This is a genomic window from Mycobacterium sp. IS-2888 (assembly GCF_001954215.1).
In the GTDB taxonomy this organism is placed as follows: Bacteria; Actinomycetota; Actinomycetes; order Mycobacteriales; family Mycobacteriaceae; genus Mycobacterium.
In genome coordinates this window covers 54,368-69,582 of record NZ_MBET01000101.1, presented here as the reverse complement: position 1 = coordinate 69,582, position 15,215 = coordinate 54,368, and the positions used below count along the sequence as shown (strand labels likewise).

Below are 15,215 nucleotides of genomic sequence, written 5' to 3'. Positions count from 1 at the left end.
ATCCCCGACCTTGGCTCGCTTCAGCCTATGCCTCGGCTGGGCGCCCGTCACTTCCCCTTCGCGGAAGGGATAGGCGTAGCCGCGGGGTTGTCGCTGAGAGGCGGGCAAACCTATGGTTCCCCGACGGCCCGTTATGTGTGTGGCGAAAGTTGTTCAGCCCCGACTACACGCCGGCAAGATCACCGCGTGAAACCCCATTGGGCTTCGTTCGATTCGGTTTTGACGTGCGGGGCGGGATCCTCGTCCGACTCGCTGTGAAATGGATGGGGGACGGTGGGCGTGCGGTCGCCGATCTCGGTGATGGCGTGCACCGGGCAGTCCAACAGTGCGCGCTTGACGGCGTCGCGGTCCGACTCGGCCACGGTGCCATCGCCGATGAGCGACGCGTAGCCCCAGTCGTCCAACGAGAAGTAGCCCGGCGCGTGCTTGGCGCAGATGCCGAAGCCGTCGCAGACGGTGCGGTCCAAACGAATTTTCATGCCTGCCTCGCAGCTTCCGCCTCATACGGCCGGTCGAAGCGGAACGGGTGGTCGCGGCAGTCCGTGCAGCTCCCGTCGAGATGGCGTGCAACGTCGTCCGGGAACTGCTTGAGCAGCGTGGCGGCAACGTTGGTGGCGGCGTCCAACGTGGCGCAGGCGCCGCGTCCGCGCAGCACCACCGACCAGCGGCGCAATCGATCGACGTCTTCGGCCGTCGCGGCGCCGTCGCGCAACGCCCCGGCCGCGGCGGCCATCGCGGCCGTCCCGTTGAAGCACGACCCGCATTGGTCGGCGTTTTCGCGGTCGAAGTAGGCCAGGACCGACGCCGCAACAGCAACCGGACAGTCGTCAGTGATCACCGTGATCGCGCCGCAGCCCAAGCCGCTGCCGAAGCGTCGCATCGTCTCGTGATCGAGCGTCGTCTCCAGCACGTCGCGGTTGAGGAAACCCGAAAAATAGCCGCCCAACAGCGCCCCCCGCACCTGGTCGGGCGAAACACCGTGCAGCGCAAGCAGTTCGGTGAACGGTATGCCGTGGGGCAGTTCGTAGAGGGCAGGGGGTCGGCCGGCGCCGGTGATGGTGGCCAGGAAGGTACCCGAGGACAGCGGCGTGCCCTGCGAACGGAACGCCGCCGAGCCGTGGCGCTGCAGGTAAGGCAGATTGGCCAGGGTCTCGACATTGCTCACCAGCGTGGGCCGCCCGCCCACACCCGCTTCGAATGGTCGCGGAGGCTTGTCCGTCGGCTTGGCCGGGCCGCCGTTGATCATCCGAACCGCCGCGGTCTCCTCGCCGGCCACGTAGCCGGGCTGCACCGTGATCAAGTCGACGGTGACGCCGCCGAACGCGTTCGGCTCGACCTCGCCCAGCGCAGCTTGGACACTGTGCGCCGACTCCGGGTCGGATACGTACATATATGTGCGGTCCGCGGCGACGATCGCCGCGGCCAGTCGCAATCCGTCCAGAGCCAGGTGCGGGCGGTTGCGCAGCAGCCATCGGTCCTTGACCGAAGCCGGTTCTCCCTCTTCGCCATTGGCGACGACGACCGTGCCACCGGCCAGGCGCCCGTTGTCGCGCACGGTGCGCAACTTCACCGCCAGCGGGAAAGCCGCGCCGCCGCGGCCCACCAGCCCACTGGACTCGACCTCGGCCAGCAATTGCTCCGCGTCGGCAAGCGGGTGGTAACCGCCGAGGCGTTGATACGACGCGAGGTCTTCGCGACGGGGTTGTTCGCCCAGTAACCGGGGTTGGCATCCAGGTGCGCTGGCGGTGGTGATGTTGGTGGATTGGGCGGTGTTCACTGCAGGCCCGCCGTCGTCTTAGTTAGGCTTGCGCACATGCGGACTGCGGTGGTGCGCGTGAACGTCGACCCGGGAAGTGTGCTCACGCCTGCGCAATTAGAAGACGGCATGAACGACCTCCTCGGGCTCGGTGACGAGATCGGCGCCGGGGTGGTCGAAAACAATCTCGCGGCTATGCCGGCCAACCGCCGTGAGGTCGAGCTGCTCATTGCGGCCGACGACGTCGACGCGGCACAGCAGGCCGCAATGGGCCTGTGCGCCAAGGCGTTCAGCACCGCTCCGACGCTCGGCGTGGTCACCTTCGTCAGCAGGGGAACCGACGACGATGCCCGCGGTGTGCTGGCTGGGTTCGGACTCACCGGCGAAATCGCGCGCGTCCCAGGCGATGACGGCTTCGACATCGTCTATGTGACGCTGCGCGAGGCCGACCTCGAGCGCATCCCGGAGAGCCGGATCCACACGGCGCTCGAGGCGTCGCTCAACTGTGAGGTCCACATTCGCACGGAGTAAACGCATCAGCTGCCCAGGAATTCGAGGATTGCGGGCGCGGCCTGCACCCAGGTGTCGAACATGTTGAAGTGCGAAACCTTGCCGGCCGCGCGTTCTTCGGAGGCACGCTCCCAGGCATCCTCCGGCCAGGGCGGATCGATCAGTTTGGAGCCCTTGATCAGGCAGCTGACTTCCAGCGACGTCCGTTTGGGATGATCCCAGTCGTTCTCGCCGCCGCGAATAATCAAGGTGGGCACCTGGATTCGTTCGAACATCTCGTCCTCGACGCCCGGGATGGTCTGGCCCGGCTTGGACACGAACGCGTTGAGCCAGCGCAGCATCACCTTGAGGAACTCGTCCTTGTCGAAATCGAGAAATCGCTGCTTGTTTGCCGGGTTCTCTTCGATGCGGTCCCGCCACTCGGAAACCTTGATCACACCGTCCATTCCGGTTCCCCGCGCGGCCAGAATGCTGGGGATGATGTAGAAGGACCCCAGCACGAATGTGCCGTAGATACCGCCGACGATGTTCCACACCACCAGCTTCTCCACCATCTCCGGGTAGAGCATCGTCGTAAGCATGGAATCCCTTGCCCCACCGGAGCCGCCGGCGATGATGCATCGTTCGACACCGAGCTGACCCAGCAGGCCGCGCAGGGTTTCGGCGCGCATGTGCGACTCGCTTTGCCCGTAGAACTGCACGTCGGAGGCTCCGCAATTGGGCCGGTCCCACAGCAATACGCGGTAGCCACCCGCGACCAGCGCTTCGGCCAGCGGACGCAGACCCGGGATTTCCTTGCTGAACCGCCCGCCCGGCGTCAGGGCGATGAGATCGCCTGAGTCACCGAGGATTTCGTAGACGACGTTCCCACCGTTCACCTCGATAGATGCCACGCGACTCTCCTGTAGTTACGCCATCACCAGAACGTCGTTGCCGACGACACGCACCGGGTAGGTGCGGATGCTCCACTCCGGCTTGACCGCCGTCGTGCCGGTCGCCAGCTCGAAACCCCATTGGTGCCAAGGGCAATAGATGTATTCCAGGTCTCGCACCATGACCGCGTCACCGGGAGCGGTCTCGTCGACGATGGTGCGACCACGCGGACGCCCCGAGCACAGCGGTCCGCCCTGGTGTGGGCAGTAGTTCGCGATCGCATAGAACGTTCCGTTGACGTTGTAGACGCCCACGCCGTGGCGCCCGATCGGCACCAGCTTGTGGGTACCCGGCGGGATCTCGTCTACTGTCGCGACAACATGCTCGCGGCCCTGGGCGAGGCGGGGCTCGGGCCGCTTGGTTTCTTCCGCCAACTCAGAGCACCCGGACTTGGCCCTCGAGGACCGGCACCGTCTCCGGCAAGTGATAGGTCGCGATGCCGTTCTTATACATCACCGCATCCCGCGCTGCCTTGGGAAGGTGCTTGACCAGCCAGCGGGGGTCGTCGAACGTCCAGTGCGGGTAGTCCGAGGAGTACAGCAGGATCTTGTCGCACTCCATCCACTCCATCGCGCGGGTCAACTCGGTCTTGTCTTCCGGGTAGTCCAGCGGCTGGGTGGTGAATTTGATGTGCTCTTTGACGTACTCGGACGGCTTGCGCTTGATGTCGACGCGCGACTTGCGGGCTTCGTAGATGGCGTCCATGCGCCACATCAGCGGCAGGATCCAGGTGAACGCGTGCTCGACGAACACGATCCGCAGCGTCGGGAACCGATCGAAGACGCCGTCGAAGACCAGGCTCATCACCTGGTTCGCGGCCAAGAGCGAGTAGGTCACCATGAAGTCGTGGTTGTAGCTGGGGAAACCCACCGGCGGGGTCGGCAGCATCTCGTAGTTGCTGCGCGACAGGTGACAACTCACGGTGATGTCGTGCTTGGTGGCGGCCTCCCAGATCGGGTTGTACTTCGGGTGACCCCATGACGGCCGCGGCTCGGCCTTGATCAGGATCTGCGCCATGTACGGGTGCCCGGCCCACGTCTCGATCTCGCGTGCCGCGCCCTCGGGATCCTCGATCGCCGCGCAGATCGAACCGCGCCAGCGCTCATGCCAGTTGTTGTGGCTGTCCAGCCAGTGATTCGCTTGCCAGTGATTGAGTGCGGTCGAATACGCCTGATGCGCCTCGGCAAGCCGCGGCGTGCGGCCGCCGGGCTCGAGGATCGCGATGTCCGAACCCGCTTCCATAATCAGCTGGCGGAAGGCCATGTCCGGATCGCTGCCGGGGAACTCGCCATCGGGCGGAAAGGTGTCGGTGCGCATCGCGAAGCTGTGCGCGTAGTCGGGAGCGTCGTAGTAGATCAGCTCGCCCACCCGATGGTCCAGGAAAACCTTGCTGCGCCAGGGCTCGGGTATGTACTGGGTGATCTCGCCCCGTTTGGGCACCGGGTGGACGTCCGAGTCGACGCACCGGACGGCTATGCGCTCGGCGGCGGGAACACGTTCCTGCGTATGGGTCAACGTCATTTCGAACTCCTCGGTCTTTCTCTATTCTGCGACTAGCCCGCTGCTAAGTCGACGGAAACGTCGATCCCGTACAGGTTGGCCGCGTTGCGCCAACACACCTTCTCGCGCTGTTCGGCGGACAGTGCTTTGGGCAGCTTCGTGACGTCACCGCACTGCCAGTGCGGATAACTGGATCCGAACATCACCATGTCTTCCTTGCCGGTGAAGCCGAACCATTCACCGGCGAACTCGGCGTCGCCGGGACCGTCGAGGGCGCCCTGGACGAAGTACACGTGGCCCGGGAGGTAGTCGCTGGGAATCCGCGGCGCCCACGGCGTCTGTTCCAGGTGTGGCCGGCCGAAGGTGTCCATGCGCCAGATGAAGGGTGTCAGGAAGTCCGCGGCGCCGTCGGCCCAGACGAACTTGAGGCTTGTAAAGCGCTCGAACACGCCCTCGGCGATCATGTTCATCAGGTGATACACGTAGTTGAGCGCCATGAAACTGACGTACTGCTCATAGGTCAGCGTGTGTCCGGACGGCGTCGGCGGAAACCCGATGCCCTCCCCCGATTCGATATGCACCGCGACCGGAAGGTTCGCGTCGGCGGCCGCCTCCCACAGGGGCCAGAACTGGGGCTTGCCGTAGAGCTCGCGGGACTGCAGCGGGACGCCGATCTGGACCACGCGCGGGTGCTCGCGCCATTTCTCGATCTCACGCACCGCGCCGGCTATGTCGTCGGGGTTGACGCGGATGGTGCCGCGGAAGCGGTCACCGAACCCGCTGTGCTCGAGCCAGCGCGAGACCATCATCTCGTTGTGGGCGGCATGCAGTGCACTCCCCAAATGCCGGTCGGGCATGATGCCGCGACCCATCGGATGGAGGACGGCCACGTCGACGCCGCGCTTCGAAAACAGTTCGTGGGCAACGAATTCCGGGTCCGACCCTGGGTACTGCCGATCCGGCCCCTCGGTGTTCGGTGCGTACTCGCCGCCCGGTGACCCGTACCAGTCCATCTCGTAGTCGGGAAAACCACGGCTCTTGAACGGCTCACGCAGGAACGAGCGCAGGTCCTTGTTCGACGCAAAGAAGATGTGCACGCTGGCGTCGATCACCGGCATGCGGGTTCCGTCAGCGTGCTCGATCACGGAAGCCGCCCTCCGGTAGCCAAAGCGAGTGGAGATCAGTCATATGATAGATAACCTAACATTCTGATCGGCCGTCGATCAATGCATTTCCGGTAAGCGTTTCGGTTAAACATCGCCGCTGGTAGTGGGCTGTTTTTCCACCAGGTGGGCAAGTATCGTTCTTCAGCCAGGATAATACCATTCTCCCAGCCGTCGTCGAGCGCCGCGCGCGCCGCCGAAGTTGCCGGGACGGCTTAGTCCGGCGCCGCGTCGGCCCGGCCGACGGTGACGTCCGCGGCCTTCTCCAGCGGTTTGATCACCGTCGTGAAATCGGAATCGGGACCCTGATCTCGCGCGGTCGTTTCCCAGAGCCGGCCGATCGTTTCGGCAACGTCGGCGGGCACCCCAAGCGCCTTGGCTTCGTCGAGATACAGGCGCACATCCTTGAGCATCAGCCCGGTGGCGAAGCCGTAATCGAATGTTCGCGGCAGGATGGCGCGGGGGAACTTGTCGCGACTTGCGCTGGTCGCACCCGAACCCGCGTTGAGCACCTCGATCATCACGCTGGGGTCGAGACCGGCCTTGACGCCCATCACCACGACTTCGGACGTCGCGGCCAAGACGTTGGCGGCCAGGATGTTGTTGACGAGCTTCATCGTCTGCGCCGAGCCCGGTTTGTCGCCGATGTAGAACGGCCGGCCGATGGCCTCGAGTGCCGTTCGTATGACGTCGAATTCGTTGCGTGGGCCGGACACCATGACGGCGAGCGCTCCCTTTGCGGCTCCGCCGACCCCGCCGCTGACGGGGCTGTCGATCGCAACGATGTTCCGTGCGGCCAGACGATCATGGATTCGCACGGCCGTCTGGCTCCCGACGGTTGACAGGTCGACATAGCGCCTGACCCGCGCGCCCTCAATCACTCCTTGCGCGCCCGTCGCGACTTCGAGTGACGCGGCGGGCGTGGGAAGGCTGGCCATCACGGTCTCGGTCCGGTCGGCGACCTCTTTGACCGACGACGCGGCGTGGGCCCCGAGCGCGACAACGCGCTCGAGCGCGTCGCCGCGAGTGTCGAAGGCGACGACGTCGTGATGCTCCTGGAGCAGCCGACGAGCCATGGGAAAACCCATGTTGCCCAGCCCGATGAACCCGAGCTGCGTCATCGGTCCGAGGTCTTGTCGATTTCGGCGAATGCTTCGCGGGCGATACGAAAGCTGTCGACGGCGGCCGGCATGCCGGCATAGATCGCGACCTGCAGAAAGATCTCGCGGATCTCTTCCCGACTGACGCCGTTGGTGAGCGCCGCCTCGACGTGGGTTCGCAATTCGTTGGGCCGGTTGAGCACCGAGATCATCGCCAAGTTGAGCATGCTGCGGGTCTTGCGGGGCAGCTGTTCACGGCCCCACACCGCACCCCAGCAGTATTCGGTGATGAGATCCTGCAGGGGTTTGGTGAAGTCATCGGCGTTGGCCAATGCCTGATTGACATACTCCTCGCCCAGTACTGCGGAGCGAATCTGCAGCCCGCGCCGGTAGGTGTCGGGATCCAATGGTGTTCTCCTTTACCTCATTCCAGCCGCACGACGACCGTCTTGGTGGTCGTAAAGGTGTCGAGCGCTTGGTAACCCTTCTCGCGGCCGTACCCTGACTTCTTGAAGCCCCCGAACGGCAGCTCCACGCCGCCGCCGGCGCCGTAGGTGTTGACGTAGACCTGTCCCGCCTGGATCTCGGCGGCGAGCCGGTGGGCGCGGGACAGGTCGGTGGTCCACACCGCGGCGATCAACCCATATTGCGTGCCGTTGGCCAGGCTGATTGCCTCGTCCTCGTCGAAGAATCTGTTGACGGTGAGCACCGGACCAAAGATCTCCTCCTGCGCGATCGGCGAGGCGGGATCGACGTCGGCGATCACGGTCGGAGCGAAATATGCACCATCGGCAAGCCGTGCGTCCTCCGGCGGGCCTCCGCCGCAACGGATTTCGCCCTTGATGTCGCCGCCGACCATCGATTGCACCCGTTGCTGCTGCTTGTGCGAGATCAGCGGTCCGAGATCGCGGTCGTCGATGCCGGGGCCAATCGTCGCCGACTCCATGAGCCGGCAGACCGTGTCCACCAAGTTGTCGTGAATCGAATCATGGGCCAGTAGCCGCGAGCCGGCCGAGCAGGTTTGACCGGCGTTCTGCAGGATCGCCTTGACGATCGACTCGGCGGCGCGGTCCAGATGCGCGTCGGGGAAAACTATTTGCGGCGATTTCCCGCCCAGTTCCAGGGTCGTCGGCACCACCCGGTCGGCGGCCGCATGGGCGACCACCGAGCCGATCTGGGTCGATCCGACAAAGCCCAGATGGTCGACCTCGGGGTGTGCGGTCAGGGCGGCGCCGGCTTCGGCGCCGATTCCCGTCACCACGTTGAAGACGCCATGCGGTAGGCCGGCCTGAACCGCGAGCCGGGCCAATTCCACTGCGGTGCGCGGTGTTTCATCCGCCGGTTTGACCACCGCGCAATTGCCCACCGCAATCGCCGGAGCCACGGCGCGGGCCAGCAGTTGCATCGGGTAGTTCCAGGCGACGATGTGACCGGTGACTCCGAAAGGTTCGCGTCGGGTATACGCGTGCAGATCCATTGACAGCGGGATGGTTTGGCCGTAGTAGCTGTCGATCGCGTGCCCGTAGAAACGGAAGTACCGAGCGGCGACCGTCGCGTCCGCGCGCGCCTGGCTCAACGGCTTTCCGGTGTCCTCGCTTTCGATCCGGGCCAACCGCTCGTGATCATGGTCGATGAGATCGGCGACCCGCGTCAGCAGGGTCGCGCGTTCCGCCGGTGAAACGCCCCGCCAAGACTGCAGGGCCGGACGCGCCGCTGTCACCGCGCGATCGACTTCGTCTGTGCCGCCGCGCGCCACCGGTCCCAGCGATCGGCCGGTAGCCGGGTCGATGTTGTCGTACAGGTCCGCCGAGGCCACCGATTCGCCATCGATGAACGACTGTGTGATGGTCACGGTGACCCCTGACTGTCGTGCGTCGCGCCAACGATTATTTATACGACACTGTATATATACTTTGCGTCGTGGTGACAACGACTCGGCGCGGACGGCCGACTCAGGCCGAGGCCAAGAAGCTACACCAGAAGTTGCGCAAGGCCGCCGTGGCGACGTTCGTCAAGTATGGCTACGACGGGGCCACCATGGAAGCGATCGCCAGAGCGGCCGGCATCACGCGGCGCACTCTCTATGCTCGCTATCCCGACAAACGCGCGGTCTTCGTCGACGTCATTCCCTGGGCGCTGACGCGCAGGACCGAGCGCGAAGCGGACAACGACATCGACGAACGCGACCTGCGCGCCTCCCTGATCGCACTCGGCCGGGCCGGACTCGCCCGCGCCATCGACCCGGACATCGTGCGTCTGACACGCATTGCCATGAGCGAGTCGGCGCGGTTTCCCGAGTTCGCGGTCAGTGCGCACTCGATGACCTGGTCGCCACGCCACCGGCAGGTCATGGATCTGCTGCGACGCCACCAGGAGAACGGAAGCATCACGGTTGACGACCTGGAGCTAACCGCGGGCCACTTCATTGCGATGATCGAGCATCTACCCGCGCGACTGGCGGACTGCGGTATCTACCGCAGCGCCGACGAGGAGGAGCGGCACTTGCAGCACGCGGTCGATTTGTTCCTGCGCGGCGTCCAGCCCCGCGACTGAGGTCTCCCGCAATGGCGTGGCCCGGTCTTGTGCTGGTGCACGGTGGCGCGCACGCCGCCGACTGCTGGGATCTGACCGTTGCCGAATTGGCCAGGCAGGCACCCGAATTGCGGGTCCTCGCGGTTGATCTGCCCGGCCGCGCCGGCAAGCCGGCGAATTTGGCGACCGTCACCGTCAGCGACTGGGTGAACTCCGCCGTAGCCGACATCGAGGACGCCGGGTTGGGCGAGGTTGTGGTCGTTGGGCATTCGATGGCGGGGCTCACCGTCCCGGGCATCGTCGCCAAGCTCGGGGCAGCGCGGGTGCGCGAGATGGTCCTGCTGGCGGCGTTCGTCCCACCGCAGGGCAAGTCGATCGTGGACACTCTGCGCGGGCCACTTGCTCCGGTGGCGCGCTCGGCCCGCTGGATCGAAAGAAGGTCGTTCCCAATGCCTCCCGCTCTGGCGCGTTACGCATTCTGCAATGGCATGACGCGTGAGCAGCGGAGGCTAACGCTGTCGCGACTGTGCATGGAATCGCCGAACGTGATTTTCGAGCCAGCCGATCGCAGCGACCTGCCCGCCGACGTTCCGCGGACGTGGATCATGACGCTGGATGATCGAGCGCTGTCGGTACGTCAGCAGCTGTACGCGATCAAATCGCTCGGCGGCGTCGACACCATGATTTGCCTCGACAGCTGCCACGACGTGATGTTCTCCGACCCCGCGCGCTTGGCCACCATCTTGGCGCGACGCTGCCGAGCGCACGCCGACAACTAGGACAGGGCTTTCGCTGAAATTTGTCATTGACATTTGTCAGTGATGAGTTCACGATTGCAAGCAATGACTACCGATGCGAAGCCACGCGGACGGCAAGCGCAGCGACTCGAGACGCGCCAGCGCGTCTACGACGCCGCGCTGGCCGAGTTCAAACGGGCGGGCGTAGCGGACGCCGATATCGGCGCGATCATCTCCGCGGCGGGCATCGCCCGCGGGACGTTCTACTTCCATTTCCCGACCAAAGAGCACGTGCTCGAGGAGGTCGAGCGCAACCTCGTCACGCGGCTCGCCGGCGACCTGGGCCGCTTCGTCGCGGCCGAGCCCGACCTGTGGTCGACCCTGTCGGAGGTGGTACGCCTGGTGGTGGCGGCGGAATCCCGACTGGGCACACGCCTATTCAGAGATGTTCTGGCTCTGCATTTTTCCCAGACTCGCCCGCCCGGATTCGGCAAACCGACGGACCATCCACTGGTCGCACTCGTCGCTCAAGAGATCAGGCGGGCGCAGCAGCACGGTGCGGCCCATCCGGACGCCGACCCCGAAAACAGCGCGCTCTTCTTCTTGCTGGGGTGCTACGCGCTACTCGTTACCAACCACGACTCCAAGCCCGCCCGTGGTCGTGTTCTCGACGAGTTCGTCGCCAGCACGCGACGCGGTCTCGAGGCCAGGTAACCCGACCGGGCGTCAATCCAACGATTGGAGGTTCGACCGTGTGGCAGGAATTGGTATGCCTCGCCTTCGGATGGGGCGCAGCCGCTGCGCTGGTTGGTTTTTGGTACTACGTGATGCGCGGCATCGGCACCTTCTAGGGAAAGGGTGACCACCTGTGAACGAGAGGGAACGGCAGCGAAAGCGGGCACTGATCGTCTTTCAGATCTTCATCTACGGCTATCTGTTGCTCATGTTCGGCATCCAACTGTCGATGTGGGCGACCCGGAACTGGTAGGAGGAAACGTGAATTCACCACTGGCCAACCGCCTTTCCGGCAGAAGCCAAGACACGGTCACTGCAGCCGTCCCATCGATGTCACTGGATGACCACCTGGAGCAGAGTCGCTCGGCGCAACGCCGCGCCGACAAGTGGCTGATAGCCGGGACGTTGCTGATGGGAGCCAACGTGCCGGGCATCTTCGGCCTGCCCTTGTTCCTGTACGGGTTGGCGTTGCTTCGGCGGGCGCTGAAATCGGGCCTGTCGGTGCGCCCGATCATGGTCACGTTGATCGGCTACCTGGTCATCCTGGATGCGGGCCTCAACCTGCAGGGCTGGATCCTCGATATGGTCGCCAACCACACGCTCGTCTACCGGGTCCTATATACGGGATGGGGCAACGCTTTTGACGCCGGGTACTTCTGGCACTACAACCAGCTTTGGATCGGTGGGGCCAGCGCGCCGGGGGAGAAGGGTTGGGAAGTCGCCCTCATCCTGACCGTGTTTCCAATGCGCATCGCGGCGGCCATCGCTTTCCTGCAGATGAAGCGATGGGGCCACCAGTGGCTGCTGGTGACGTGTTGGTTCGGGGTGGTGATCTGGATCGGCTACGTGATGAACATGACCGTGTATGCCGATGTTCGTTATGCCGGAGTGGTTTTCCCGGTCTTGGGCTGGTGGATCTACGACATCATGTACATCACCCCGTTCCTCGCGATTCCGTATCTGCACACCGTCAATCGCGAAATCTTTTCGGACTAAGGAGAATCCAATGATCACACCGGAGAGCGAGTCGCCGGATGTCGCCGCGACCGAGGACTTGCCCATGGGCACCACCAAAGAGTATGCGCGCCTGCACAAGTGGCTGAGGCGCGGCATCATGGTTTGTCTGGTCGGGCTCGTCATCGAGGGCGCCTTCACCCTGCCATTTTTGGCCGTCTGGTACGGCTATCCGACCCTGAGCTTCCGCGACATCTGCAGTGAGCTGATGAAGGTGCGGTACAACAACGAGTCGCTGGAATGCCAGTACCCCTACCCGTTCCCCGGCCCACCGCTCCATGGCGCGCCGGAGGGCGCAGGCATCACCACGGCGAAGGACACATGGGGAATCCAACCCGTACCGCAATACCCACGGCTCGGGTTCCGTGAGCTGGTCAGAATCCACGACCAGCGCATTGCCCGGCAGCAAGCAGAGCGCAGCGCTGCGGCCCCACATCCCTGACCCGAACGTCGGACAATAATATACAATTGTGTGTACTTAATCCCGGTTCGACGAGGAGTCACGGATGGCGTCTGCAACTGAACGGCTGGTGGAGTTGGTCGGGTCCAACGATTGCTTCGACATCCCTCCCGCCGATTTGTTGCCTCTGCAGCTGGCAGCGGCCGACGAGCGGCTGCAGAGTCAGGCCGCGAGCATTCCGCTCTTGGCCAACCGCGCGGAATCGGGCGGGGTGAAAGAAATCAAAGAGCCCGCCGACCTGGTGCCCCTGCTCTTCGCCCACACCACCTACAAGACCTACGCGGAAGGATGGCTCAACGAGCGGCGCTGGGACCGGATGGGCAAGTGGCTGGCCACGGTGTCGGCGCGTGGCGTGGAGGGCCTCGACACCGACGGGGCGCAGACGCTCGACGACTGGATCAAGCGGCTGGAGACCGTCGGCCACTATCTATCGTGTTCCAGCGGCACCACCGGGAAGCCGGCCATGCTGTCCTGCACCGAGGGCGACATCGAACTCTCGGCGCGGATCAACACCGAGGCGCTGTTGTGGGCAACCGGCCTCACCCGCGGCGAGGATCGCAAATTCCTCGGCTTGGGGCCGCAATTCGCCGCCCCCCGCGAGGACGCGATCCGGCAGGCCATGGTCGACTGCTTCTCGTCGCGATACCCGCCCTACCAGTTCGGGGACGGCGAGCCGATCACCGTCGGGTCGATGGTGGACATGATCACCTTGCGGCGCAAGCTGGCCGATGGCACCGCCCGCCCCAACGAGATCGCCGAGTTCGAACGCATCGCCGCGCAGCGGGCGAGCGATATGGATACCTCAGCGAAAAAGGCCATCGATGCGGTGATCGAGGCCCGCGACCTGCCCCTGTTGGCGACGGGTATGTTCGCCACCCTGTATCAGATCGCGGAGGGCATCCGCGCCAACGGCCACGGAGGCGACGATTTCCATCCCAACAACGCGATGATGGTCGCCGGGGGTCTCAAAGGCGCTGCGCTACCCGAGAATTACCGCGAATACGTGCTGGGGACATTCAACGTCGCCGAGGAGCGGCTGTACCACGCGTACAGCATGCGAGAGATCAACGCGACGTTCCCACTCTGCCATGCCGAGCGATACCACATATCGCCCTGGGTGATGCTGCTGCCGTTGGACACCACCGGAGAGAAATTGCTGGATCCAGGTAACGGTGAGATCGAGGCCCGGGCAGCCTTTTTCGATGCGTCGATCGACGGCCGCTGGGGCGGAGTGATCAGCGGGGACCGGGTCAGCGTCAGCCTCGCGAGATGCCCGTGCGGTCACCAGGGCCCGACCGTGGGCCGCGACATCACCCGCTACGCCGACCTGCCGGGCGGCGACAAAATCACCTGCGCAGGCAGTATCGACGCGTACGTGCGAGGAATCGCATGACCACGTTGTCGGCGCCCCATTTCGTGCAGGGCACCTTGGTTGAAGGTGACGCCGTCCGCCACCGATCACGTGATCTCGGCGCTGACTTCGTCACCCCCGCAATCGATCTCGATGCCCTGGTGTTGCCACGATCGCAGCTGCCGCCACTGCTCGACGTGAAGCTGGCCGAGATCGTCGACTTCCTGGTCGAGACGGGGGAACGCCTGCACCTGGATCGCAACCCGCATCTTCAGGAGTGCCTCGAAATGATCGCGGCCACCAATCCCCTGCCGCGGCGCGTCGTGGAGAACCTCTACCGCCAGGCCCCCTATTTCCTGAACAGGCAACTGCTGGAAAGCATCGTCGATTCGAACTTTGCCAACCGGGAGGCGCTCGACGGCTGGGTCGAGCGCGTCGACATGTACGGCAATAAGGGCGCGGTCCGGGCCTTCCCGCCGCGGATGGTGCACATGCTGGCGGGTAACGCCCCATCGGGGTGTGTGTCGTCGATCGCCCAGGGTGCGTTGGTCAAGGCGGTCAACCTCTTCAAGATGCCCTCGAGTGACCCGTTCACCACGGTCGCGGTGCTACGCACGATGGCCGAAATAGATCCGAAACATCCCGTGGTGCGGTCGATGTCGGCGGTTTACTGGCAGGGCGGGGACACCGCGATCGAGCGCACCCTGTACCGGCCGCAGTACTTCGACAACATCGTCGCCTGGGGCGGCGGCGAGGCGATCAACAACGTGATCGGGTACCTGGGACCCGGCATCCGGTTGATCTCGTTTGATCCGAAATCCTCGATCTCGATGATCGGTCGCGAGGCGTTCGACTCCGCGGACCGGATCGCCGAGGTGGCCGAGCGACTGGCCGCCGACACCACGGTGTTCAACCAGGAGGCCTGCCTGGCGAGCCGCTACGCCTTTGTGGAAGCCCGAGGGCCCCAGGTGGAATCGTTCTGCGCCAGGCTTGCGGAGCGCCTCGGCGTCGACCGTGAGTTCGCGTCCGCCGGCGGCCTGCCGCTATCGACCGAACGCCGCGAAGAACTCCAGGTGATGGAGGCGATGGGTGATCTGAAGGTCTGGGGCGGCTTCGATGGCCGCGGCCTGGTGATCCTGTCGGACAGCCCGGTCGAGTTCCAGCCCACCAACAAGACGTCGAATGTCGTGACGGTCGATTCGCTCGACGAAGCGGTGCGCTATGTCAACGTCGCCACTCAAACCATCGGCGTTTACCCGTACGAGCGGAAGGCACAGCTACGAGATCGGTTGGCCAGCGCCGGGGCTCAACGCCTGTGCCGCTTGGGAACTGCGAACGCTCACGTTCTGGGTAGTCCGCACGATGCCATGTATCCGCTGCAGCGATTCGTCCATTGGATGGGCGACGACGACATCGAATAGGTT

Annotated in this window: 17 protein-coding genes; 8 read left to right on the top strand and 9 right to left on the bottom strand. The window is 64.6% G+C overall.

Annotated elements, in window-relative coordinates; translation table 11 throughout:
- Window positions 1-179 precede the first annotated feature (179 nt).
- Together A5745_RS20710 and A5745_RS20705 are read right to left on the bottom strand one after the other, a co-directional pair.
- Window positions 180-479 (bottom strand): ferredoxin, encoded by a 300-nt coding sequence (locus A5745_RS20710; protein ID WP_076118551.1) that lies wholly within the window; start codon window positions 477-479, stop codon window positions 180-182.
- Window positions 476-1,777, bottom strand: a complete 1,302-nt coding sequence (locus tag A5745_RS20705; RefSeq protein WP_076118549.1) for an NADH-ubiquinone oxidoreductase-F iron-sulfur binding region domain-containing protein — start codon at window positions 1,775-1,777, stop codon at window positions 476-478. The genes A5745_RS20710 and A5745_RS20705 overlap by 4 nt, the downstream gene beginning before the upstream one ends.
- A 36-nt stretch (window positions 1,778-1,813) precedes the next feature.
- Between A5745_RS20705 and A5745_RS20700 the strand changes: the two genes are divergently transcribed.
- The gene (locus A5745_RS20700; RefSeq protein ID WP_076118547.1) at window positions 1,814-2,287 is read left to right on the top strand and encodes a hypothetical protein; all 474 of its coding nucleotides are present in this window, start codon (window positions 1,814-1,816) and stop codon (window positions 2,285-2,287) included.
- Window positions 2,288-2,292: 5 nt separating this feature from the next.
- Here the strand turns inward: A5745_RS20700 and A5745_RS20695 are convergent, their stop codons facing one another.
- From A5745_RS20695 to A5745_RS20665, 7 genes are all read right to left on the bottom strand, one after another.
- Window positions 2,293-3,159 (bottom strand): alpha/beta fold hydrolase, encoded by an 867-nt coding sequence (locus A5745_RS20695; protein WP_076118545.1) that lies wholly within the window; start codon window positions 3,157-3,159, stop codon window positions 2,293-2,295.
- A gap of 15 nt (window positions 3,160-3,174) precedes the next feature.
- Entirely contained in the window at window positions 3,175-3,573 is a 399-nt protein-coding gene (locus tag A5745_RS20690) for a Rieske 2Fe-2S domain-containing protein (protein ID WP_076059019.1), read from the bottom strand.
- 1 nt (window position 3,574) lies between these two features.
- A complete protein-coding gene (locus A5745_RS20685) occupies window positions 3,575-4,720 on the bottom strand; it encodes an amidohydrolase family protein (protein WP_076118543.1) in 1,146 nt (381 codons plus the stop codon).
- 32 nt (window positions 4,721-4,752) lie between these two features.
- A complete protein-coding gene (locus tag A5745_RS20680) occupies window positions 4,753-5,844 on the bottom strand; it encodes an amidohydrolase family protein (protein ID WP_076118541.1) in 1,092 nt (363 codons plus the stop codon).
- Window positions 5,845-6,077: 233 nt separating this feature from the next.
- On the bottom strand, window positions 6,078-6,983 hold the full coding sequence (locus tag A5745_RS20675) for an NAD(P)-dependent oxidoreductase (protein WP_076118539.1): 906 nt from the start codon (window positions 6,981-6,983) through the stop codon (window positions 6,078-6,080).
- Complete coding sequence (locus A5745_RS20670; protein ID WP_076118537.1) at window positions 6,980-7,369, bottom strand: carboxymuconolactone decarboxylase family protein; 390 nt, start codon at window positions 7,367-7,369, stop codon at window positions 6,980-6,982. The genes A5745_RS20675 and A5745_RS20670 overlap by 4 nt, the downstream gene beginning before the upstream one ends.
- A 17-nt stretch (window positions 7,370-7,386) precedes the next feature.
- Window positions 7,387-8,814 (bottom strand): aldehyde dehydrogenase family protein, encoded by a 1,428-nt coding sequence (locus tag A5745_RS20665; protein WP_076059028.1) that lies wholly within the window; start codon window positions 8,812-8,814, stop codon window positions 7,387-7,389.
- 68 nt (window positions 8,815-8,882) lie between these two features.
- Between A5745_RS20665 and A5745_RS20660 the strand changes: the two genes are divergently transcribed.
- The 7 genes from A5745_RS20660 to A5745_RS20630 all read left to right on the top strand — a co-directional run bounded on the left by A5745_RS20660 (window position 8,883) and on the right by A5745_RS20630 (window position 15,212).
- On the top strand, window positions 8,883-9,515 hold the full coding sequence (locus A5745_RS20660) for a TetR/AcrR family transcriptional regulator (RefSeq protein ID WP_240562970.1): 633 nt from the start codon (window positions 8,883-8,885) through the stop codon (window positions 9,513-9,515).
- Window positions 9,516-9,526: 11 nt separating this feature from the next.
- A complete protein-coding gene (locus A5745_RS20655) occupies window positions 9,527-10,273 on the top strand; it encodes an alpha/beta fold hydrolase (RefSeq protein ID WP_076118535.1) in 747 nt (248 codons plus the stop codon).
- Window positions 10,274-10,336: 63 nt separating this feature from the next.
- Window positions 10,337-10,945, top strand: a complete 609-nt coding sequence (locus A5745_RS20650; protein WP_076059031.1) for a TetR family transcriptional regulator — start codon at window positions 10,337-10,339, stop codon at window positions 10,943-10,945.
- 351 nt (window positions 10,946-11,296) lie between these two features.
- Entirely contained in the window at window positions 11,297-11,962 is a 666-nt protein-coding gene (locus A5745_RS20645; RefSeq protein WP_139329714.1) for a hypothetical protein, read from the top strand.
- 10 nt (window positions 11,963-11,972) lie between these two features.
- Complete coding sequence (locus A5745_RS20640) at window positions 11,973-12,422, top strand: hypothetical protein (RefSeq protein WP_076059035.1); 450 nt, start codon at window positions 11,973-11,975, stop codon at window positions 12,420-12,422.
- A gap of 64 nt (window positions 12,423-12,486) precedes the next feature.
- A complete protein-coding gene (locus A5745_RS20635; protein WP_076059036.1) occupies window positions 12,487-13,833 on the top strand; it encodes a hypothetical protein in 1,347 nt (448 codons plus the stop codon).
- A complete protein-coding gene (locus tag A5745_RS20630; RefSeq protein WP_076118533.1) occupies window positions 13,830-15,212 on the top strand; it encodes an acyl-CoA reductase in 1,383 nt (460 codons plus the stop codon). The genes A5745_RS20635 and A5745_RS20630 overlap by 4 nt, the downstream gene beginning before the upstream one ends.
- The last annotated feature ends 3 nt before the right edge of the window (window positions 15,213-15,215 follow it).